The organism is Streptomyces sp. SID8352, assembly GCF_009862265.1.
Taxonomy (GTDB): domain Bacteria; phylum Actinomycetota; class Actinomycetes; order Streptomycetales; family Streptomycetaceae; genus Streptomyces.
Map to the genome: position 1 here is coordinate 34,104 of NZ_WWGX01000068.1, position 21,833 is coordinate 55,936.

The window sequence follows — 21,833 nt, forward strand, 5'->3', positions numbered from 1 at the left end:
CGCCCGGTGTTCGTCCGCCGTCCGCCCCGGCCGGGGTGCCCCGGACCTCGGTACGGCCTTGCGCGCGGCCCCCGTTGACGACGGCCGCCACCCCCCTGCATGGGGGGTGCGCCCGCCGGACGGGGCGGAGGCCGGGGCCCGGAACGGGAGCAAGGCGCAGGGGCCCGGGTCGGAGCGACGCGCCGGCGCCCGCGCCCGCCCCGACCGGCGCGGCGCTCCCGGCCCCGGCCCCGGCCCCGGCCCGGGGAACGCTGTCCTCCGGGTCCGGGTCCGGGTCCGGGACTGGTGCGGGTGCGAGTGCGAGTGCGAGTGCGAGTGCGAGTGCGGACGACTGTGCCGGTGCGGGTACGGAATCAGTCCAGGCCGACCGACTTCAGCCACTCCTTGGCCACGTCCAGCGGATCCTTCTTCTCCAACTGCACCCGGGCGTCCAGCTCGCGCAGCGTCTCGGTGTCCAGCTTGGCCGATACGTCGTTGAGCGCGGCGGCTCCCTCGGGCGGCAGTCCGTCCTTGCGGACCAGCGGGGTCACCTGGGCGAAGCCGAAGAGGTTCTCCGGGTCCTTGAGGACCACGAAGCCCTCCTTGACGATGGCCGGGTCGGTGGTGAAGACGTCCGCCGCCTGGACGGTGTTCTTCGTCAGCGCGGACTGGGTCAGCGGGCCGCCCGCGTCGAGCGCCTTGAACGACTTGAACGTGAGCCCGTAGACGGACTCCAGTCCCTTGAGGCCCTGCCTGCGGGTCTGGAACTCGGGCGAACCCCCGATCACCAGCCCGGGGGCGATGTCCTTGAGGTCGGCGAGGCTCGACTCGGAGGTGAGGCCGTGCTTCTTCGCGGTGGCCGCGTTGACGGCGACCGAGTCCTTGTCCTCGGCCGGGGAGGAGGTGAGCAGCGTCAGCTCCTTGTCCAGCTTGGCGAGGACGGCCTCGTTCACGGCCTCGGCGGAGTCCTGGGCGGCCTTGGGGTCGAGATGGGCCAGCAGGGAGCCGTTGTACTCCGGCAGCACGGTGACGGCGCCGTTCTTCATCATGGCGTAGGTCGTCTCGCGGCTGCCTATGTTGTGCTTGTAGTCGACCTTGATTCCCTTGGCCCGGAGTGCCTCGCCGTAGATGTCGGCGAGGAGGGTGCTCTCGGCGAAGTTGTTGGAGCCGACGACGACGGTGCCCTTCGCCGCCTTGTCGCCGGCCAGGGGGTCGGAGGTGTCGGAGGAGGAGCAGCCCGCGAGGAGCGCCGTCGCGGCGGTGAGCGCGACGGCGGCCGCCACGCCGGTGTGCCTGGTGCTGGTCCTGCTGCGCTTCGCGGAAGGTGTCATCCACCGATCCAAACGATCCGGCGCTCCGTCAGTCAAGCCCCGTCCCCCGCGCCCGCCCGTCCCGGGCACCCAGGACGCCCCTCCCGCCGCGTCACCGTCCCCCGCGCCGCCGTCCCCCGCCTCACCGCCCGCGCACCCCCGGCGACACCGCCGCCCGGCCGACCGCCCAGAACAGGGCGAGGGTGACCAGGGCCAGTGCGGCGACCAGGGCGGCACCGCCGACGACCTTCTCGTAGTCGCGCTGGTAGAGGCCGTCGATGATGTACCGGCCGAGGCCCCCCAGGCTGACGTAGGCGGCGATGGTGGCCGTCGAGACGACCTGGACAGCCGCCGAGCGCAGTCCGCCGAGGATCAGCGGCAGCGCGACCGGCAGTTCCACCTGGAGCAGGACGCGGCTCTCGCGCATGCCGAGGCCCCGCGCGGCGTCCACCGGCGCCGGGTCGACGGAGCGCACCGCCTCGTAGGTGGTGACGAGGATCGGCGGCACGGCCAGCACCACCAGCGGGATCATCACCGGCAGCAGGCCGATGCCCACCACGACGGCGATCAGCACCAGCAGCCCGAAGCTGGGCAGCGCCCGCGCGGCGGTGGCCACGAGGGCGACCACGTTGCCGCCGCGCCCGGTGTGGCCGGTGAGCAGGCCCGCGGGCAGCCCGATCGCCGCCGCCAGGACGAGCGCGAGCAGCGTGTACCCCACGTGCTCCAGCAGGCGGTTCGGGATGCCGTCGTAGCCCTGCCAGTGGGCGGCGTCGCCGAGGAAGGCGCCGACGAAGTTCAGGACGTTCACCGGGTGGCTCCCCTCGCCCCGGCCGCGTCCGGCCGCGCGGCGCCCGTCCCGGGTCGGCGGGCAGCGCGCGGCATCCACGGCGTCAGCAGTGTGCGGGCCAGCACCAGGACCGCGTCGCAGGCGATGGCCAGGACGGCGGTGGTGAGCACGGAGTTGACGGCCAGTTCGGGCCGGTCGTACTTCTGGGCGTCGGCGAGCAGGTTGCCGAGCGCGCCCTGGTTGCCGATCAGGGCGCCGACGCTGACCAGCGAGATGCTGGAGGCGGTGGCCACCCGCAGCCCGGCGAGGATCGCGGGCACCGCGATGGGCAACTGCACCTGGAGATAGCGCCGCAGCGGACCGAGGCCGAGCGCGGTGGCCGCGGCCAGGGTCTCCCGGGGCACCGAGCGCACCCCGTCGACGATGGCGGGCACCAGCACCACCAGGCTGTAGACGGCCAGCGGGATCATCACCGTCAGTTCGGTCTGGCCGGTGTAGTCGATGAGGACGACGAACACGGCCAGGGACGGGACGGCGTAGAACACCGTCGTCACGCCCAGCACCGGCGGGTACAGCCAGCGCAGCCGCACACAGAGCTGGGCCAGCGGCAGCGCGAGCAGCAGCCCGGCCAGGACCGGCAGCAGGGCCTCGCGCAGGTGCAGGCCGATCAGCCCGGCGTAGGTGTTCTGGAGGTCGCTGGGGATGTCGAAGAAGCCGTTCACGGGGCGACCCCCGCCCCGTCGGCGCCCCCGGCGCCGGAGCCCCCGGCCCCGCCCGCCCGGACGGCGGCACCGTCCCGGCCGTCGCCGTCCGGCCCGTCGCGGTCCCGGCCGTCGCCGTCCGGCCCGTCGCGGTCCCGGCCGTCGCCGTCCGGCCCGTCGCGGTCCCGGCCGTCGCCGTCCGGCCCGTCGCGGTCCCGGCCGTCGCCGTCCGGCCCGTCGCGGTCCCGGCCGTCGCCGTCCGGCCCGTCGCGGTCCGGGCCGTCGCCGTCGCGGCCCGCCACCGCCTCCGCCCCCGCGCCGGTGCGCCCGTCCCCGGCCCGTCCGGCGGCGTGTGCCCCGCGGACGGCCTCGCCGATGGCCTCCTGGGAGACCACGCCGGTCACCCGGCCCGCGTCGTCCACCGCGACGGCCCAGCCGGTCGGCGAGAGCACCGCGGAGTCCAGGGCGGCCCGCAGCGAGTCGGTGCCGGGCCGGAACGGCCGACCGTGGGGCAGCAGCCGGTCCGCCGCTACGGCCCCGGCGGCCGTCGCGTCCGGGCCGGCCCAGCCGAGCGGGCACCCCTCGGCGTCGGTGACCAGCAGGTGGCCGCCCACCGCGGCGGCCCCGGCCACCGGCGGCGGGACGGCACCGGCCCGGACGACCGGGGCGGTGGTCGGCTCCAGGGCGGCCGAGGAGAAGAAGGACAGCCGCCGGATGCCCCGGTCGGCGCCGAGGAAGTCCTCGACGAAGGCGTCGACCGGGTCGGACAGCAGGTCGGCGGGGGTGGCGAACTGGGCGAGCCGGCCGCCGGTGCGCATCACCGCGACCCGGGTGCCCAGCTTGACGGCCTCGTCGATGTCATGGGTGACGAAGACGATGGTCTTGCCCAACTCGCCCTGGAGGCGGAGCAGTTCGTCCTGGAGCCCCTTGCGCACCACGGGGTCGACGGCCGAGAACGGCTCGTCCATCAAGAGCACCGGCGGATCGGCGGCCAGCGCCCGTGCCACGCCGACGCGCTGCTGCTGCCCCCCGGAGAGCTGGTACGGGTAGCGCCGGGCGAGCGAGGCGTCCAGGCCGACGCGCTCCATGAGTTCCGCCGCCCGCGCCCGGTACGCGCGGCGCCCCCAGCCGAGCATGCGGGGCACGGTGGCGATGTTGTCGAGCACGGTGCGGTGCGGGAAGAGTCCGGCGTTCTGGATGACGTAGCCCATGGACCGGCGCAGCTCGGTGACGGGGCGGTCCCGGATGTCGGCGCCGTCGAGGAGGATGCTGCCCTCGGTGGGGTCGGTCATCCGGTTGATCATGCGCAGGGTCGTCGTCTTGCCGCAGCCGGAGGGGCCGACGAGGACGGTGATGGAGCGGTCGGGTATCTCCAGGGACAGGCGGTCCACGGCGACCGTGCCGTCCGGGTACCGCTTGGTGACTGACGCGATCCGTATCAAGACGCGGGGTGCCCTTCGGTCTGGCGGGAGCCGCCCGCTCCGGCCCCGGTCCGCGGGCCGTCTCCGGCCGGGCGCGAACGGCGGCCGAGGGGGCGGGCCTGCTGCGGGCCGGGCCCGCTGTTCGGGGCCTCTCCTTCCCCCTGTCCGGCCGTTCACACCGGCCTTGCGACGGGCGCGGCCCCGGCGTCGGAGCCGGGGCCGCGGGGGGGGGCGAGGTGGTGGGGGTCGGTGCCGGGCGGGGCCCGGTCAGTCGCCCGTCGGCGTCAGCCGCAGGGAGACGCTGTTGATGCAGTACCGCTGGTCGGTCGGGGTCGGATAGCCCTCGCCCTCGAAGACGTGCCCCAGGTGGGAGCCGCAGCGGGCGCAGCGCACCTCGGTGCGGACCATGCCGTGCGAGCGGTCCTCGATCAGCTCGACCGCGTCGGTGTCCTTGGGGTCGAAGAAGGACGGCCAGCCGCAGTGGGAGGCGAACTTCGTCTCCGAGGTGAACAGTTCGGCGCCGCAGGCCCGGCAGGCGTACACCCCCGCGGTGCTGGTGTCCGTGTACTCACCGGTGAAGGCCGGTTCGGTGCCCGCCCGGCGCAGGACGGCGTACTCGCCCGGGGTCAGCTCCGCGCGCCACTGCTCGTCCGTTTTCTCGACGTCGTACGCCATGGTCATCAGCCTCTTGTCCGCGTTGTTCCGCTTATTCCGCCGTGTCCGACAGCCGGTCCAGGATGCGCGGTCCGAGGTCGGTGACGTCGCCCGCGCCCATGGTGAGAACGAGATCGCCGGGCTTCGCCATTCCCGCGACGACGACGGGGGCCGCCTCCTTGTCGTGGACGGCGGTGACGTCGGCGCCGGCCGCGCGGGCCGCCTCGACGATCACGGCGCTGGTGACGCCGGGGATCGGGTCCTCGCGGGCCGGGTAGATGTCGAGGACGACGGAGGCGTCGGCCAGGGCCAGGGCGGTGCCCATCTCCTTGCCCAGTTCCCGGGTGCGGGAGAAGAGGTGCGGCTGGAAGAGGACGAGGATGCGGGCGTCGCCGGCGGCGGGGCGCATGGCCTCCAGGTCGGCGGTCATCTCGGACGGGTGGTGGGCGTAGGAGTCGACGACCTGGACCCCGGCCGCCTCGCCCTTGAGCTGGAGGCGGCGCTTGACCCCGGTGTAGGCGGCCAGCGCGGGGGCCGTCTCGGCGGCCGGGATGCCGAGGGCCGCGGCGGCTGCGAGCGCGGCGACGGCGTTGTGGGCGTAGTGGCGGCCGGGGACGGAGACGCCGAAGGTCAGCTCCTCGCCGTCGATCAGCACGGTGACCTCGCTGCGGAGGCCCTGCGGGACGACCGAGAGGATGCGCACGTCGGCGTCCTCGGACTCCCCGTACGTGACCGTGCGCACCGAGCCGGCCAGTCGCCGGGTCAGTTCGCGGGCGCCCTCGTGGTCGGCGGAGACCACCAGGGTGCCGCCGGGGACGATCCGCCCGGCGAAGGTCTCGAAGGACGCGTGGATCTCGTCCATGGAGGCGTAGTTGGCGTGGTGGTCGAGTTCGACGTTGAGGACGACGGCGACCTCGGGGGCGTACTTGTGGAAGCTGCGGTCGCTCTCGTCGGCCTCCGCGACGAAGATCTCACCGTCGCCGTGCAGGGCGTTGGAGCCGGGGGCGTCCAGGTCGCCGCCGATGGCGTACGAGGGGGAGCGGCCCAGCGCGTCGAGGGTGACCGCCAGCATGGAGGTGGTGGTGGTCTTGCCGTGCGTTCCGGCGACGGCGATCGGGCGCAGCCCGTCCATCAGGGCGGCCAGCGCGTCGGAGCGGTGCACGACGGGGATGCCCAGCTCGGCGGCGCGGGCCAGCTCCGGGTTGTCCTCGCGGATGGCGGAGGAGACGACCACACAGCTCGCGTCGTCGGCCAGGTGCCCGGCGGCGTGGCCGATGTGCACGGTGGCGCCCAGGGCGCGCAGCGCCTCGGCGGTGGCGGAGTCCCGGGCGTCGCTGCCGGCCACCCGGGCGCCGCGCTGGGCGAGGATCTTGGCGATGCCCGACATCCCGGCGCCGCCGATGCCGATGAAGTGCGGTCGGTCCATGGCGGCAGGAAGGCCGGGTGCCATGCGCTGTTCTCCCCAGTGGTGCGGTCGCTGCTGCGACGGTGGCGCCGCCGGCCGCCGGTGCGACGGGGCCCCGGCGGCGGTACGGCGGGTGGGCGCGCCCCGCGCGGGAGCGCGGCCCCACCCTATGCCTTGCTGTGGGAGAAGAGTTTCAGGACCGGCACCCCGACCTCGTGGCGGGCGCGGGAGGCCCAGTCCCGGTGGAAGAACTCCTCCACGTAGTGGGGGTCGGTGAGGACGATCACCTCGTCGGCGCGGGTCTCCTGGACGAGGCTCTTGAGGGCGTCCAGGGGGTGGTCCTCGATCAGCCGGCCCTCGGCGTCGGCCCCGGCGGCGCGCAGCGCGGCGAGCGAGACCTCCAGCGCGCGGCGGCCGATGCTCAGGGCCTCCTCGCCCTCGGGGGTGCCGCCCTCGCGGACGGCCTCGTCCAGTTCACCGAGGGCGACGTCGTCGATGGCTCTGAGCAGCCGGTCGGCCTGGTCGCCGCGCGGCTGGAGCAGGACGTGGAAGGCGACCGGCTCGTCCCCGTGCAGGGTGGTGACGAACTCCACGTCGACGGAGGTCAGGGCCTTCTCGATCATCAGAACGCTGGTGAACACCAGACGCCCCCTTCTGCTTCCGGGGCCCGTGGGCCCGCTCTCCGCAAGCCGTGGCGCACAGACCTGCGGAAACCATTTTTCCCCGTGATCGCACGGGTACTGCCTGATTCAGTGTGCCCGGCGCGACTTAAACGGAACGATAGATTCCGCCTTCATAACCGGAAGTGCGGTACCACCCGAACCCGCGTCCGGACCCCGCCGTGCGACCTGGGGCGGAACGCGGGGTCGGGTGCGGGCGTACGGGGTGGGGAGCGCCGGGGCGAACGGGTCGGGGCCCACCCGGGCGTACGGGTGGGGGCCGGGGTCACGGGGCGGCCGGGCGGAGTCGGGCGTGCGACGCACGCGGGTCGTGCGGCGGCACGGGACGGTGGGACCGGGGGTGGCGTGCGGCGCGGGCGCGGGTCCTACGGCGGTCGGCACCGGGCGGTGGGAGCGGGGCGGGGTACGGGCTCCCGAGGCCGTGCCCCGCCCGGCACGGGCTCCCGAGGCCGTCGTGCGGGACCGGGCACGGGAACGAGGCGTGCGGAGCCGCCACCGGGCGGGGCCGACCGGGTCGGGGGGCCGGGGCAGGGAACGGGGCAGAGGTGAGCCCCGGGCGGGAGCCGGGGGGCGGGTGAGGGCCGGGGCGGGCGGCGCCAGGGGCCGGGCCCCGACGTACGGGAGGGCCGGGAGGTCCCCTCGCGGCCCGGGGGCCGGGGCGGCCCAGGAGGTCCGAGGGGGCCAGGGCGGCCCCGGATCGGGCCCTGGGCCGGGTGACGGGTGACGGGTGACGAATGGCGGGACGGCGGGCGGCGGAACGGCGGGACCCCGGGGTGGGCGCGGCGCCCCGCCCTCCCCGGGGCACGGGGCCGGTCAGACGCGCCGGTAGCGGCTGAAGAGGAAGCCCTGCTCCTCCAGGAGCGACGACAGGACGAACCGCCGGGGCACCTCCACCGGGGGGCCGCCCGCGATGCGCTGCGCGGCGCCCCCGGTCAGCACCGGCGCGAGGGTCAGGCACATCTCGTCCAGGACGCCGGCCGCGATGAACTGGCCGAGCAGCCGGGGACCGCCCTCCGTGAGCAGCCGGGTGTGGCCGAGCCCGGCCAGGGCGCTCACGGCGCGGGCCGGGTCCACCCCGGCGCCGTCCCCGGCGACGACCACCCGGGCCCCGGCCCGCTCGGCGGCGGCCACCCGGGCGGGATCGGCCGCGGCGCCAGTCAGTAGCAGCGTCGGCACCAGCGGCGAGGTGAACAGCGGAAGGGTGAGATCCAGGTCCAGGCTCGCGCTGACCACCGCGATCACCGGCGCGGGCCCCTGCCTGGCGGCCTCCCGGCGGGCGGCGAACTCGGCGCGGGCGCGGGCCGGGCGGTACCCCTCGCGGCGCACCGTCTCGGCACCGGCGACGATCACGTCCGCCAGTCCCCGCAGGGTGCCGAAGATCCGCATGTCGGCCGCGCCGGAGATGGGCTGGGAGCGGCCGTCGTGCTGGGCGGCCCCGTCGAGCGTGGAGACCATGTTGGCACGCAGCCAGGCCCCGGCGCGGCCGTCCGGCTCCGGGTAGGCGTAGGCGGTGGCCAACTCGTCGAGGCTCCACTCGTGTCCGGACCCGTCGTCGGCGGTCGGCTCGCTCACAGGAAACAGGCGTCGCATACTCCTCAGTCTCCCACCGCGGACCCCGCGCCCCTCCGGCACCGGCCCCTCCGGCACCACCGCCGCGCGGCCCGCCCCGGTTTCCCGCCTGCCCCGCGGCCACCGCGCCCCGGAGCCGCCACCGTCCCCGCGCCCCCGGCTCCGACCGGCCCCTCCCGCGCCCTCTCCCCCGGAATCCGTCGGCCCCACGGCCTCCGCACCCCCCGGGAGCACCGCCGCCCCCGTGCCCGCCCACCGCGCCCCGCACCTCCGCGGCCCCAGGGGCACCAGGGCACCAGGGCACCAGCAGCCCTCTACCGCCTCGCCCCGGCGGCTTCCGCGCCCCGGGGCGGACGACCACCGCCCCCGCCTCCGCGGCCCCGGCGCACTCCACCGCAGCGGTCCCGCGCCCCCCGTGCCCGGGGACGCCGTCAGCCCGCCCCGGGCCCGCGTCCTCCGCCCCACCGCTTCCACGGGACCGGCTGCCCTCCGGGGGGCCGGGGCCGAGGGCCTACCATTGGGCACCGTGTCGTCCTCCTCCCCTGCCCCCCGCAGCGCCCCGATAGCCACGGCCGCGGCCCCGTCGTCCCTGTGCGCGCGCGAGCCGCACGTGCCCGCGGACCGGCTGGTGGCCGAGATGGTGCCGCCGCCCCGCTTCGACTCGGTCCGGTTCGGCACCTACCTCCCGGACCCGAACCAGCCGAGCCAGAGCGAGGCCGTACGGGTACTGGAGGGCTTCGCGGCCGGACTCGACGGCGCCCCCGCCGCAGGCGCGAAGCGCGGCTTCCTCGGCCTGGGCCGGAGCAGGGCGCCCAAGACCCCCGCCGGACCGCGCGGCGTCTACCTCGACGGCGGCTACGGCGTCGGCAAGACCCATCTGCTGGCCTCGCTCTGGCACGCCACCCCGGCGGAGCCGTCCCGCAAGGCCTTCGGCACCTTCGTGGAGCTGACCAACCTCGTCGGCGCCCTCGGCTTCCAGCAGACCGTGCGGACCCTGTCCGGGCACCGCCTGCTCTGCATCGACGAGTTTGAGCTGGACGACCCGGGCGACACCGTGCTCGTCTCCACCCTGCTCGGCCGCCTGGTGGACGCCGGCGTGGCGCTCGCCGCCACCTCCAACACGCTGCCCGGCAAGCTGGGCGAGGGCCGCTTCGCCGCGGCCGACTTCCTGCGCGAGATCCAGGGACTGTCGGCCCACTTCCGCGCCCTGCGGATCGACGGCGAGGACTACCGCCACCGCGGTCTGCCGAAGGCGCCCGAGCCGTACTCCGACGAGCAGGTGGCCCGCACCGCCGCCGCCACCTGGGGCGCCTCGCTGGACGACTTCACCGGGCTCCTCGACCACCTCGCCCGGGTCCACCCCAGCCGCTACGGCGCCCTGACCGACGACCTCACGGCGGTCTGCCTGACCGGGGTCCGCCCGGTGCCCGACCAGTCCACGGCGCTGCGGCTGGTGGTCCTCGCGGACCGGCTCTACGACCGCGAGGTGCCCGTGCTGGCCTCCGGCGTGCCCTTCGACCAGCTGTTCGGCGAGGAGATGCTGAAGGGCGGCTACCGCAAGAAGTACTTCCGGGCGATCTCCCGCCTCACCGCCCTCGCCCGCGACGCGGCCCGCCTGGTCGGCGCCCCCTGATCCGCCCCGCGCGGGGGTGCGGAGGCGCGGCCGTGGCCCCGTCCCCGCGATCGGGCATATCGTGAGAAGAGCGGACGGAACGAACCTCTGAGCGAGGGGGCCGCGATGCTCCAGATCCTCCTGATCGTGATCGCCGCCGCGATCGGTGCCGGTTTGCTCTACGTCGTCTCGGCGGCGCGGATCGTCAAGCAGTACGAACGCGGGGTGGTCTTCCGGCTCGGGCGGCTCGCGGGCGGGGCCCGCCCACCGGGCCTCACCCTGGTGGTCCCCTTCATGGACCGCCTGCACAAGGTGAACCTCCAGATCGTCACGCTCCCGGTGCCCGCCCAGGAGGGCATCACCCGCGACAACGTCACGGTCCGGGTGGACGCGGTGGTCTACTTCCGGGTCGTCGACGCGGCCAGCGCGCTGGTCAAGGTCGAGGACTACCGGTTCGCCGTCTCCCAGATGGCGCAGACCTCGCTGCGCTCCATCATCGGCAAGAGCGACCTGGACGACCTGCTCTCCAACCGCGAGAAGCTCAACGAAGGGCTGGAGCTGATGATCGACAGCCCGGCGGTGGGCTGGGGCGTGCAGATCGACCGGGTCGAGATCAAGGACGTGTCGCTCCCCGACACGATGAAGCGGTCGATGGCCCGGCAGGCCGAGGCCGACCGTGAGCGGCGGGCCCGGATCATCAACGCCGACGCCGAGTTGCAGGCGTCCAAGAAGCTCGCGGGCGCGGCGGCCGAGATGTCCCAGCAGCCTGCCGCGCTGCAACTGCGGCTGCTCCAGACCATGGTCGCGGTCGCGGCCGAGAAGAACTCCACCCTGGTGCTCCCCTTCCCGGTGGAGCTGCTGCGCTTCCTGGAGCGGGCGCAGGGCGGTGGCCCGGCGAAGGGCAACGCCCCACGTCCGGAATAGGGCGGGGCGCGCCGGGGGGCGTCCTCCGCACCCCCGCCCGGCGGCGGACGGGTCCGGCGCCGGGCGCGCCCGGAAGACGGCCCTGGTCGGCCCGGGCCGGGACACGTCGGCGGACGTCGTTCCGGGCGCACCCGGCAGGTGATAGACACGGCGGGTCACTGTCCTGTCCCCCCAGCAGGAGGGCCCGCCCGATGCCCGCGACCCGACGTCAGGTCCTCACCCGTACCGGAGCCCTCGGCGCGGCCCTCGTCTTCACCGGGGCGCTGGGCGAGCTGTTCCTCGCCGACTCCCCCGCCGCCCGGACCCTGGGGAACGCCGGGTACGGGCCCCTGGTCCCCGACCCGGACGGCCTGCTCGACCTGCCCCGGGGCTTCCGCTACCGGGTGCTGTCCCGGGAGGGCGACGCGCTGCGCTCGGGCGAGGGCCGGGTCCCCTCCCGCCATGACGGGATGTCGGCCTTCCCGGCCCGCCCCGGCCACCCGGCCCACACCTTCCTGGTCCGCAACCACGAGAACCGCGCCGACGCCCGGCTCCCCGTCCCCCACGTCGAGGGGCTGACGTACGACCCCGGAGGCAAGGGCGGCTGCACCGTCCTGGCGCTGGACGCCGACGGCGGGGTGCTGTCCGAGCGGGTCGCCCTCGCGGGCACGGCGTGGAACTGCGCGGGCGGCCCCACCCCCTGGCACACCTGGCTGACCTGCGAGGAGACCGAGGACCGGGCCGGCACCAACGGATACGGGAAGGACCACGGCTTCGTCTTCGAGGTCGACCCCGCCGACCCGCACCGCACCGGCGCCGTCCCACTGACCGCGCTGGGCCGCTTCCAGCACGAGGCCGTCGCCGTGGACCCGGTGCGGGGGGTGCTCTACGAGACCGAGGACGCCTTCGAGCGGCCCTTCGGCCTCTTCTACCGCTTCCTGCCCGACAGGCCGCTGGGCGGCACCGGCTCGCTGCGCGCGGGCGGGCGGCTCCAGGCGATGCGGGTGCCCGGGGTGCGCGACCTGTCCACGGTGCGGGAGACCGGAACCCGCTTCGACGGCGTCGAGTGGATCGACGTCCCCGACCCGTCGGCCGCCACCGTCCCCGTCCGCCACCAGGACTTCGGCCCCGCCGGGATCACCCACGCGCAGAAGCTGGAGGGCTGCTACTGGGGCGGGCGGTGCGTCTACTTCGTGTCGTCCTTCGCCCGCAGCGCGGAGGGTTCCGGGGCCGACCACCAGGGGCAGGTCTGGCGCTACGACCCCGAGGCGCGGCGGCTGACCCTGGTGATCGCCTTCGGCCCGGACACCGATGTACGACTGCCCGGGGAGGCCCCCGACAACATCTGCCTGGCGCCCGGCGGCGGGCTGATGGTCTGCGAGGACGGCGAGGGCGCCCAGCACGTCTTCGGCCTGACCCGGGGCGGCGAGGTGTACGCGATGGCCCGGGGGCGGCAGAACATCGGCACGCCCGAGCGGCCGGAGTGGGGCGAGTTCGCCGGGGTCACCCTCTCCCCCGACGGCACCACCCTGTACGTCAACTGCTACATGCCGGGCACCACCTTCGCCGTCACCGGCCCCTGGACCGGCTAGGGTCTTTCGTCCGGATCAGGCCGGATCAGGGAGCGGGGTCCGGCGCCGTGCGTCGCAAGGCGGAGGAGGGAGTCAGGGCGGAGCCCCGGCGACCGAGGACAACGCGGCGAGGTGCGGCGCCAGGGCCCGCGGGCCCGGCACGATCCGAACGAGAGGCCCCGGTCCGCCCCCTGCCCCGGGGCCCGGACGACGGCGGGGCGAGGGGCGACGGCACGACGCCGGTTGAGTGAGCCCCCGCCCCGATCGGCCCGACCGCGGGGCTGTCCGCCGGTCGCGCACCGGGGCGGGCCGGTGAGGGCACGGGCCGGGGGCGTGCGAGTCGGGAGGGCGCGGTTCCGAACAGTTCGCGTCGCCTCCCGGGGTGCCTTTCACAGGTCCTGTCCGCAAGTCATCGCGCGGGCCCGGGCAGGTCAGCCACGGCGGACGGCGGGGCGGGTCCGCCCGCGCCGGCACGGAAACGCGTGTCTCATACACCGACATGGCCGGATGAGCCCCTGGCTCCCCCCGGACCGGGACGGAAGCATCCACGGTGTCGGCGAAACACCCACGAGACAGGGATGGTCCATGTTCTCTCGCACCTCACGCATCGCGGTCGCCACGACAGCCACCATGCTCGTACTGGGGGCGGGCGCCGCCACGGCGAGCGCGGCGCCCGCCGCCCCGAGGAACTGTGTGCTCGACGTCGACTCCGGCAGCACACAGTGCTTCGGCACGTTCCGCGAGGCCATCGCCGCCTCCACCGACGGCCGGATCACCGACGCCCCGCTGTCGGGGAAGCACATCGACCGGAGGCTGGCCGACCGCCTGATGGAGTCGCCGGCCCCCACGGGGACACTGTCCGTGCAACTCGGCGTCGTCTACACGGACTCCAACTACGGCGGCTCCACCCTCGTCCTGACCGGCGAGCGCGGCTGCCTGAGCGGCAACGGCCGGGACAGCCAGGTCAATCTCGACGGCGTCTTCAACAACTCCGTCAGCTCGCTGACCACACTGGCCTGCTGGCTGGAGCTGTGGGACGCGCCCAACACCTCCGGCACCCACCAGGAGTACCAGCAGTCGACCTCGTACGTCGGGGACGCGATGAACGACCGGGCCAGCTCGATCGCCCTGCTGTAACCACCACGGCGCGGCCCCGCCCACCGGCCCGGCGATCCGGTACTCCGACGGGACGGCGGTCCGGCAGCGCGGCAGCCCGCCAGTCCGTGACTCCGACGGGACGGCGGTCCCGAAGCGGAGGCGGGGGCGAAAGCGGAGGCGGGGGCGGGGCGGGGCGGTGACGATGGTGGTGGGGCCCGTCGTCACCGCCACCGCCCGAGTCGTCCGCGCGGGTCGGCCCCGGAGTCGGCACCGTCACCGCCACCGTCCGTGCGGAGACGGCGTCCGGGCGGAAGCGGCGTCCGGGCGGAGACGGCGGAGGCGGCCGCCCCGCCCCCGCGCGCCCGGAACGGCGGGCGGTACCATCCGGGAACGCCCGAGCGGAACCGGACTCACGGCCGCGCGGTCGCACGGGCAGGGAACGGAACACGCGCCGGACCGAGGGGGCGGCATGATTCGTCCGGCACAGGAGCGGGACATCCCGGCCCTGCGGGACATCGAACGACGGGCCGGAGCGGCGTTCGCGGAGATCGGCATGCGAGAGGTCGCCGAGGACGAGCCGCCGTCCGCCGGGACCCTGCGCGGCTACGTCCGGGACGGGCGGGCCTGGGTCCACGACCACGAGGGGGCGCCGGTCGCCTATGTGCTCGTCGACCCGATCGACGGGTGCGCGCACATCGAGCAGCTCTCCGTCCGGCCCGACCACGCCCGCCGCCGCCTCGGCGCGCGCCTCGTCGACCACGTCGACGCGTGGGCGGCCCGGAGCGGAGCAGCCGCGCTCACCCTCACCACCTTCACCGAGGTGCCGTGGAACGGGCCGTACTACCTGCGCCTCGGGTTCCGGCGGCTGCCGGACACGGAGGTCACCCCGGGGCTGCGCGCGCTGCGCAGGGCCGAGGCCGAGCACGGTCTGGACCGCTGGCCCCGCATGTGCATGCGCCGCGAACTCGGCGACACCCAGCACCCGGGCGACGGCACGCCCCACTGATCCCGGGCCGGAACCGGAGGCGGACGAGGAAAGCGACGGCCCGCCTGCACCCTCCACGGACAGTGCGGCGGAGGCCCCGTCGATGGCACCCGGGCCGCCCACCTGCCAGAAGGGCGCCCAGGCACCGGCCGCCCGCTCCGCCGGGAAGCGGCCGCCGACGAAGGCATCCCGCCCCGGAGCGCCCGCCCCCGGCCGACGGGCGGTCTCCCGTCCACACCACCGGCGCTTGAACGCCCCACCCCCGGCCGGGGGCGCGCTCGCGGCGCGGGACGCGGCCTGGCCCGGCCGGGTGACGCCCCCGGCACGTCACCCCGCGCACCCATCTAAGTAGGACATTCCACTCATACGTTCGTGCGGTGATCGCTCTCGTACGCCGTGCCACCGTCCTGTGCGCCCTGGGCGCCGCCCTCGCCGCCTGCGGCACCACCGGGTCCTCCCCCCGGGCACCCGGCCCCGGCCCGTCGGCCACCCCCGCCTCCCCGGCCGCCGCCGCGCCCTCCCCGCCTCCCACGCTCGCCCCGGGCCCCGCCGGGCTCACCCCCGTCTTCGAGCACGGACCGCGCACCGGCGAGGACCGGACCGTCGCGCTGACCTTCGACGCCGACATGACCGCCGACGAGGGGCCGCGCGCGGCGGCCGGGGAGCGGTTCGACAACCCCGAGCTGATCGCGACGCTGCGGCGGCTGAAGGTACCGGCCACCGTGTTCATGACCGGGCGCTGGGCCGAGGAGTACCCCGAGGAGGCGCGGTCCATCGGCCGCGACCCCCTGTTCGAGATCGCCAACCACTCCTACAGCCACTACGCCTACACCGACGACTGCTACGGGCTGCCGACCGTCCCCGGCGACCGGATGCGCTCCGACCTGGAGCGGGCCTACTCCGCCTTCGGAAAGGCCGGGGTGCCCGACCCGATGCCGTACTTCCGCTTCCCCGGCGGCTGCTACGACCGCACGGCCCTGAAGGCGCTGGCCGCCACCGGCGTCACCGCCGTGCAGTGGGACGTGGTGGGCGGAGACGCCTTCGCCACCGACTCCGACGCCGTGGCGCGGCAGGTCCTCGACGGGGTGCGGCCGGGCTCGGTCGTCGTCCTGCACTGCACCCGCAGCGCCGCCCCCGCCACCGAGCGGGCGGTCCGCGCCGTCGTGCCCGAACTGCGCCGCCAGGGCTACCGCCTCGTCCGGGTCTCCGAACTGATCGGCGCCGCCCGCGGCCGTGCCTGACGGATCCACGCCGGGGGCATGAGCGACGACGGCCACCACTGCCCCGCCGGAGCGGCCGGGGCGCACGAAGAGGGCCCGCCGGAGACCGGCGGACCGCAGGACGCGGAGTGCGTGTTGTGCCGGGAGCCCACGGAACACCCGGAGTCCCACGAGGGAATCACGCTCTGCCCGCGCTGCGAGTGGCTGGAGGCCCGGCGGACCGCCTGCTCCGGCTGACGCCGCCACCGGGACGGGACGCGGAGCGACGGGCGGTGTCCCTCCCCCGCGGACCGGCCGGGGCGGGGCACCACGGCCCCCGACCGAGCACCACGGGCCCCGCCCGACGCCGGGAGGGCGACGCGACGGACCACCGGGCCTCGGGAACGGACCCCGCGCTCGGACCCCGGTGCCGCCGGGGCCAGGAGTGCCGCCGGTGCCATCGGGGCCGCGGAACGACCGCCCGTGGGAGGCGGGGCCGGGGCCGGCGGGTTGGCAGACTGTGCGCGTGAGCAACGATCCGACGACTCCCGTCCCCGACGCCCCCGCCGCTCCCCGGCCCCCCGACGACCGCGACCTGGCCCCGCAGTTCGTGCTGCCCCTCGTGGTCCGCATCGAACGGGCCGCGCCCCCCGCCCGCACCGACGCGCTGGAGACGGCCGCGCGGGCGGTGCTGCTGATGCTCGACGACGAGCGGTCCACCGGCGACGGCGTCTGGGCGCGGGCGGTACGCGACTGGCAGGACGCCCGCATCCGCAAGGTGGTCCGCCGGGCGCGCGGCGCCGAGTGGCGGCGGGCGGAGGCCCTGGAGGGCATCACGGTCACCGGGGGCGGCGCCGAGGTGCGGGTCTTCCCGCCGGTTCCGCTGGACGGCTGGCCCAAGGACCTGGCTCGCCTCCAGGTCTCCGGCACCGACCTGGACGACCCCGCGCCCCCGGCGGCGGCGGACCCCTCGGCGCCCGTGCTCTGGCTGAACCCGGACCTCGGCATGTCGGCGGGCAAGGCCATGGCCCAGGCCGGGCACGGCGCGCAGCTCGCCTGGTGGGCGCTGTCCGACGGGGAGCGGGCCGCCTGGCGCGACGCCGGGTTCCCGCTCGCCGTCCGCCCCGCCGACCCGGCCCGCTGGACCGCCCTCACCACCGGGGGCCTGCCCGTCGTACGGGACGCCGGGTACACCGAGATCGCCCCCGGCTCCTGCACCGTCGTCGCTGACCACCCGGCGCTGCGCTGACCACCCTGGGCTGCGCTGACCGGCCGCGTCGCGGCGGGGACCGCGGCACCCCGCCCCGGACGGGGCCCGGCGCGGGAGGGAAGTCCCCGGGCGGGGCCCGGCCGCGGTCCGGGGTCCGGGGTCGGGGTCGGGGTCGGGGTCGGGGTCATCATCTGATGTCCCATCCCTGGAGCACCTGGCCGCGGCCCTCGGCTTCGGCGCCGGGGGGGGGCTTCCGCGGGCACCCAGCGCTCCTGTTCCCGCCACCGGAGCGGGCGGCGCCGGAGCGGGCGGCGCCGGAGCGGGCGGTGCGCCGCGCCGGGGTGCCGCGCCGGGGTGCCGCGAACCTCAGATGTAGCTCTGAAGACGCCCCCAGGGGATTCGGCCGGGACCGCACCGGCCATATCCCCGGCGGGGGCGGTTGGCCGGGTGCGCGCCGACGGGAGGGTACGGGCATGGGACGACTGGGGACGGGCATCGGCTGGCGGCCGGAGATCGCGGACGCCGTGGAGCGGATGCCCGGCGTCGAGTGGGTCGAGGCCGTCTCGGAGAACCTCTGCCCGGACCACCTGCCGGACTCGCTGCTCCGGCTGCGCGCCCGCGGCGTCACCGTCGTGCCGCACGGGGTCTCCCTCGGCCTCGGCGGCGCCGAACGGCCCGGCCCGGAGCGGCTGTCGGCGCTGGCCGCGCGGGCGGAGGCACTGGGGTCGCCGCTGGTCACCGAGCACATCGCGTTCGTCCGCGCGGGCGGGCCGCTGACCGCCACCGCCCGGCTGGAGGCGGGCCATCTGCTGCCCGTGCCGCGCACCCGGGACGCCCTCGACGTGCTCTGCGAGAACGTCCGCGTCGCCCAGGACTCGCTGCCGGTGCCGCTGGCGGTGGAGAACATCGCGGCGCTGCTCTCCTGGCCCGACGAGGAGATGACCGAGGGGCAGTTCCTCACCGAGCTGGTCGAGCGGACCGGCGTGCGGCTGCTGGTCGACGTGGCGAACCTGTACACCAACCAGGTCAACCGGGGCGAGGACGCCGCGGCGGCGCTGGCCGCGCTGCCGGTGGAGGCCGTGGCCTACGTGCACGTCGCGGGCGGCTTCGCGCGCGACGGCGTCTGGCACGACAGCCACGCCCATCCCGTGCCCTCCGCCGTGCTGGAGATCCTCACCGGCCTCGCCGCGCGGGTGGCGCCGCCGGGCGTCCTGCTGGAGCGGGACGAGAACTTCCCGGCGGAGGAGGAACTGCGCGAGGAGCTGGAGGCGGTCCGGACCGCGGTGGCGAAGGGCCGCGCGGGCGCCCCGGACACGGAGGGCTTCCCGGCGGCGGGCCCGGCCGCCGCCCCGGAGACGGCCACCGCCGAAGCTCCCGGCGGGAAGGTGACGGGGACGGCCCCGGACGGCGGCGGGACCCGGACGGCGAGGGCCGGCCTCGACGCGGACGGCACGGACGGCACGGACGGCGGGCCCGCGGAGGGCGGGACCCCGGGCAGCGGAGACGCCGACGCCGGAAACCCGTACGGTACGGACGACGCGGAGCCCACGAACGGTGCGGACGGCACCGAGCCCACGCACCGCACGGACCACGCGGAGCCCACGGGCGACGGGACCGCCGGGGCGCGGCAGCGGCTCGCCCTCGCGCAGGTCGCGCTGCTGTCCGCGCTGGTCGCCGGGACGCCGGCGCCCGAGGGGTTCGACCGTGTCCGGCTGGGGGTGCAGGCGCGGGCCCTCGCCGGGAAGCGGGCGGACGTCGTCGCCAAAGTCGCACCGGAGCTGCCGCTGATCCTGGGCGCGGGCTACCGGTCCGCCTTCGCCGCCTACGCCCGTGGCCGCCCGATGCGCGGGAGCCACCGCCGGGACGCCCTGGACTTCGCGGGCCACCTGCTCTCCCGCGGCCCCGGCGACCCGCGGACCCGCCGGGAGCTGCGGCGCTGGTGGCTGGAGCGGTCGGGGCCGGTCCCCCCTGGGCGTCACCCGGCGGCACGGCTGGCCCGCGCGACCCGCCGGGCCCTGCTCCGCCGCTGAACCCGCCGGACCGCGAAGCCCCCTTGGTCCTGGCGGGCTCGCGTGTTCAACTCCCGCAAGTTCCCAGTGAAGCCCGCCACACCGGTGACCGTACGTGGCCACGAGCAGGACAATCACCTTTATGGACCAGGGACTTGCTGCGTTACTGGGTGCGACGGTGGGCGTCGTCGGCACGGTCGTGGCGTCGGCGATCTCCAGCGGATCGGCACGGCGGCAGATGGAAGGGCAGGCCAAAGCTGAGCACTCCCAGTGGCGCAGACAACTGCGGCGAGACGCGTACAGCGCCTTCCTCGCTCCGGCCAACGAGTCGCGCGGCGCTCTGAAGATGGCTGCCCGAGCGCTGGTGGGCGACGCCCCGGATGTGGCGGAGGCCGACCGGCGGCTCCGGATCGCGCAGGATCAGTTGGTTCTGGTGCAGGCGGCTTGGGCCGGCCTCGCAGTCGAGGGGCCCGAGTCGGTGGAGCAAGCCGCCCACGGCGTCCACCTGGGGCTCCACTCGATGCATACGACTCTCCTGGCCTGGCGGGACTCCTCGGGCTCCCCCGATCGCAACGTCAACTTCGTCGAACGTCACGCCGTCGAGGTGACCATGGTCTCCGAGCGCCTCGGCAGCTTCACGTCGGCGGCTCGGGCCGCCCTGGACGACACAGCACTTCCGTCGAGCAGGCGCGACTGAGCATGCGGCGCTCGCAGCTGCTTCGTCGACTCGGCCCTGGGCGAGATTCCGCTGACCCACGATGCGTTCCACGAACTCCAGCCCTGGCGGGCGGCCTCCCTCCTGGAAGAGCTCCTCATGGCCTGCGGAGTCCCGCCCGCGGTCGACAAGCACATCCGTTCCTTCCAGCGCTGGCTCCCCGGCCGTCTCTCCGACATCGCCGAACCCGAGCACACCAAGACGATCAGGCTCTTCGCGATCTGGCACGTCCTCCCCGGACTACGAGCCCGAGCCGAGCGGAGCCACATCACACCCAGCATCCGCCGCTTCGCCAGCGAACAGACCAAGTACGCAGCCGCCTTCCTGCGATGGCCCGGCGAGCGGAACACCACCCTCGCGTCGTGCGGCCAGGTCGACATCGACGCCTGGTTCGCCGAGAACGCCCGCACCCGGCTGAGAGGCTTCCTCAACTGGGCCATGCAGAGCCGTCACTGCCGACGTTCCTCGGCCATCCCCGCAATGAAGATCTCCCGCCGGCCCGCACTGAGCGAAGACGAACGCCTCGCCGCACTGGGCAGACTTCTGATCGACACGGAGATACCGATGCGACTCCGCGTCGCCGGAGTCATCGTTCTCCTCCACGCACAACCGCTGAGCTGCGTCGTCCGGCGCACCCTTGACGACGTCATCCGCGAGGGTGACGCCGTGCCGCTACGACTTGGTGAGCCGCCTCGCTTCCTCGACGAGCTCCAGGACGCGGTGATCAGCGGCGTCCAGGTGTCCCTCGGCCACGTCGACAGCAAAGGCGTCGAAACCCGGAGGACCGTCCACCCGCTGGGCATCGTCGCCAAAGGTCCTGTGTGGTACCTCGTCTCCGACACCGAGGCCGGCCGACGGATCTTCCGGATCGACCGCGTGTCGTCCGCCGACCCGACCGGCGACCCTGTGCACCGACCCGGGGACTTCGACCTTGCCGAGAGCTGGAATGAGATCGCCGAAGAGGTCGATCGCAGACGAACGCCGCTGGAGGTCAAATAGGCCGGGTTCGTCCGTTCCGGCAGGAGCCCGGTCACGACGCCGTCGGGTCCGCCGGCCTGGCTCTCTGCGGGTGGATCGTCTCGTGCCGGACCAGCATCGCCACGCACTCGGCGATCTTCCGGGTTCGCGTCTCGGCCCGCTTGACCGCATTGACCCGGTTGATGAGGGCGAAGCGGTTGGTCTTGGTGAGTACCTCGAACATCGCCTGCGCCGCTGGGTCGGCGGCGATCGCGACGCGCAGGTCGGCCGGCACCTCCGCTTCCGATGACGGCGCATAGGCGGCCGTCCACCGCCCGTCGGCCTTCGCGGCGTCGACCGCGGCGCGGCCGGCGGGCCGCATCAGGCCGGCCGCCTCCAACCGGGCCACGTTGGCGACGTTGCGCTGGGACCAGATGCTGCGGGGCCGGCGCGGGGTGAACCGCCGCCAGGAGCTCTCCTCGTCGCGCTTGCGGGCCTGCCCGTCGATCCAGCCGAAGCACAGTGCCTCGTCGACCGCCTGCTGCCAGGTCAGCGTGGTAACGGTGCCGCCCTTCCTGGTCAGCGCGAGCCACACCCCAGGAGAGGCGGTGTGGTTGTCCAGCAGCCACGCGCGCAGCGCCGCGCCGTCGGCGACGATCAACTCATCCAGCTCGGTTCCGGTCACCACCGCAGGTTAGTGCCGCAACCAGGTGTCGCGACCTGTCGGGGTGACTCGTCGAGCCTGCGGCGTCGGCGTCGGCCCGGCTCGCCCTCGCCGACGCCACCGTGAAGAACGGCTGCCCTCTCCGGTCGGCTCAACGACCTCGGCGTCCCCGCAGCCGCCGCCCGGACCGGAGCGATCCGCCACAGTGGGTCCTGGGGATGCCCGCCCCGTCGTCGTCGACGCCCTCGGCCACCGCGGCGTCATCGCGACCCGCCTCGCATCCGAGGTCGGAGAAGACCGGAGTCGCTACGCCGACGACCACGTACGGTCACCAGCAGGCCGGGCCCCGGGCGGAACTGGCGACAGTGGAGCGGGCGAGCCCACCAGTACCGAGGCCGAGGACT

General features: G+C 75.3%; 18 protein-coding genes and 2 pseudogenes. 11 read left to right on the forward strand and 9 right to left on the reverse strand.

Annotated elements, in window-relative coordinates:
• Positions 1 to 353: 353 nt before the first annotated feature.
• The 8 genes and pseudogenes from GTY84_RS20880 to GTY84_RS20915 form a co-directional block, all read right to left on the reverse strand.
• Positions 354 to 1,310 carry an ABC transporter substrate-binding protein gene (locus tag GTY84_RS20880; RefSeq protein ID WP_161227839.1) on the reverse strand — a complete coding sequence of 319 codons (957 nt, stop codon included), beginning with the start codon at positions 1,308 to 1,310 and terminating at the stop codon, positions 354 to 356.
• A gap of 121 nt (positions 1,311 to 1,431) precedes the next feature.
• Complete coding sequence (locus GTY84_RS20885) at positions 1,432 to 2,097, reverse strand: ABC transporter permease (protein WP_161227840.1); 666 nt, start codon at positions 2,095 to 2,097, stop codon at positions 1,432 to 1,434.
• Complete coding sequence (locus GTY84_RS20890; RefSeq protein WP_161227841.1) at positions 2,094 to 2,798, reverse strand: ABC transporter permease subunit; 705 nt, start codon at positions 2,796 to 2,798, stop codon at positions 2,094 to 2,096. The genes GTY84_RS20885 and GTY84_RS20890 overlap by 4 nt, the downstream gene beginning before the upstream one ends.
• Positions 2,799 to 3,118: 320 nt before the next feature.
• Positions 3,119 to 4,219 (reverse strand): annotated as a pseudogene (locus tag GTY84_RS20895) (ABC transporter ATP-binding protein); the annotation flags it as partial.
• A 246-nt stretch (positions 4,220 to 4,465) separates the two neighbouring features.
• Positions 4,466 to 4,873 (reverse strand): peptide-methionine (R)-S-oxide reductase MsrB, encoded by a 408-nt coding sequence (gene msrB / locus GTY84_RS20900; RefSeq protein ID WP_161227888.1) that lies wholly within the window; start codon positions 4,871 to 4,873, stop codon positions 4,466 to 4,468.
• A gap of 31 nt (positions 4,874 to 4,904) precedes the next feature.
• On the reverse strand, positions 4,905 to 6,302 hold the full coding sequence (murC, locus tag GTY84_RS20905) for a UDP-N-acetylmuramate--L-alanine ligase (protein WP_161227842.1): 1,398 nt from the start codon (positions 6,300 to 6,302) through the stop codon (positions 4,905 to 4,907).
• Between the two features lie 122 nt (positions 6,303 to 6,424).
• A complete protein-coding gene (locus tag GTY84_RS20910) occupies positions 6,425 to 6,898 on the reverse strand; it encodes an indole-3-glycerol phosphate synthase (RefSeq protein WP_265294940.1) in 474 nt (157 codons plus the stop codon).
• A gap of 852 nt (positions 6,899 to 7,750) precedes the next feature.
• Positions 7,751 to 8,527, reverse strand: a complete 777-nt coding sequence (locus tag GTY84_RS20915) for a pyrimidine reductase family protein (RefSeq protein ID WP_161227843.1) — start codon at positions 8,525 to 8,527, stop codon at positions 7,751 to 7,753.
• Positions 8,528 to 9,032: 505 nt separating this feature from the next.
• Here GTY84_RS20915 and zapE point away from each other — a divergent pair.
• The 11 genes and pseudogenes from zapE to GTY84_RS34050 form a co-directional block, all read left to right on the forward strand.
• Positions 9,033 to 10,139 carry a cell division protein ZapE gene (gene zapE, locus GTY84_RS20920; RefSeq protein WP_161227844.1) on the forward strand — a complete coding sequence of 369 codons (1,107 nt, stop codon included), beginning with the start codon at positions 9,033 to 9,035 and terminating at the stop codon, positions 10,137 to 10,139.
• Between the two features lie 105 nt (positions 10,140 to 10,244).
• Positions 10,245 to 11,042: a slipin family protein gene (locus GTY84_RS20925; RefSeq protein ID WP_161227845.1), complete on the forward strand. Its 798-nt coding sequence runs from the start codon at positions 10,245 to 10,247 to the stop codon at positions 11,040 to 11,042.
• Positions 11,043 to 11,233: 191 nt separating this feature from the next.
• Positions 11,234 to 12,613, forward strand: a complete 1,380-nt coding sequence (locus tag GTY84_RS20930) for an alkaline phosphatase PhoX (protein WP_161227846.1) — start codon at positions 11,234 to 11,236, stop codon at positions 12,611 to 12,613.
• Positions 12,614 to 13,177: 564 nt separating this feature from the next.
• Positions 13,178 to 13,729, forward strand: a complete 552-nt coding sequence (locus GTY84_RS20935; RefSeq protein WP_161227847.1) for a hypothetical protein — start codon at positions 13,178 to 13,180, stop codon at positions 13,727 to 13,729.
• 430 nt (positions 13,730 to 14,159) lie between these two features.
• The gene (locus GTY84_RS20940) at positions 14,160 to 14,696 is read left to right on the forward strand and encodes a GNAT family N-acetyltransferase (RefSeq protein WP_161227848.1); all 537 of its coding nucleotides are present in this window, start codon (positions 14,160 to 14,162) and stop codon (positions 14,694 to 14,696) included.
• 356 nt (positions 14,697 to 15,052) lie between these two features.
• Entirely contained in the window at positions 15,053 to 15,916 is an 864-nt protein-coding gene (locus tag GTY84_RS20945; protein ID WP_161227849.1) for a polysaccharide deacetylase family protein, read from the forward strand.
• 18 nt (positions 15,917 to 15,934) lie between these two features.
• Positions 15,935 to 16,132, forward strand: coding sequence for a hypothetical protein (locus GTY84_RS20950; protein ID WP_161227850.1), 198 nt, complete (start codon positions 15,935 to 15,937; stop codon positions 16,130 to 16,132).
• Between the two features lie 268 nt (positions 16,133 to 16,400).
• Positions 16,401 to 17,123 (forward strand): peptidyl-tRNA hydrolase, encoded by a 723-nt coding sequence (locus GTY84_RS20955; RefSeq protein ID WP_161227851.1) that lies wholly within the window; start codon positions 16,401 to 16,403, stop codon positions 17,121 to 17,123.
• Positions 17,124 to 17,557: 434 nt separating this feature from the next.
• Positions 17,558 to 19,114 (forward strand): DUF692 domain-containing protein, encoded by a 1,557-nt coding sequence (locus tag GTY84_RS20960; protein ID WP_161227852.1) that lies wholly within the window; start codon positions 17,558 to 17,560, stop codon positions 19,112 to 19,114.
• A 121-nt stretch (positions 19,115 to 19,235) separates the two neighbouring features.
• On the forward strand, positions 19,236 to 19,790 hold the full coding sequence (locus GTY84_RS20965; RefSeq protein WP_161227853.1) for a hypothetical protein: 555 nt from the start codon (positions 19,236 to 19,238) through the stop codon (positions 19,788 to 19,790).
• 117 nt (positions 19,791 to 19,907) lie between these two features.
• Positions 19,908 to 20,804: pseudogene (locus GTY84_RS34050) on the forward strand (WYL domain-containing protein); the annotation flags it as partial.
• A 34-nt stretch (positions 20,805 to 20,838) separates the two neighbouring features.
• On the opposite strand, the gene GTY84_RS20975 reads toward GTY84_RS34050, so the two are convergent.
• A complete protein-coding gene (locus tag GTY84_RS20975; RefSeq protein ID WP_345943492.1) occupies positions 20,839 to 21,453 on the reverse strand; it encodes a YdeI/OmpD-associated family protein in 615 nt (204 codons plus the stop codon).
• Between the last annotated feature and the right edge of the window lie 380 nt (positions 21,454 to 21,833).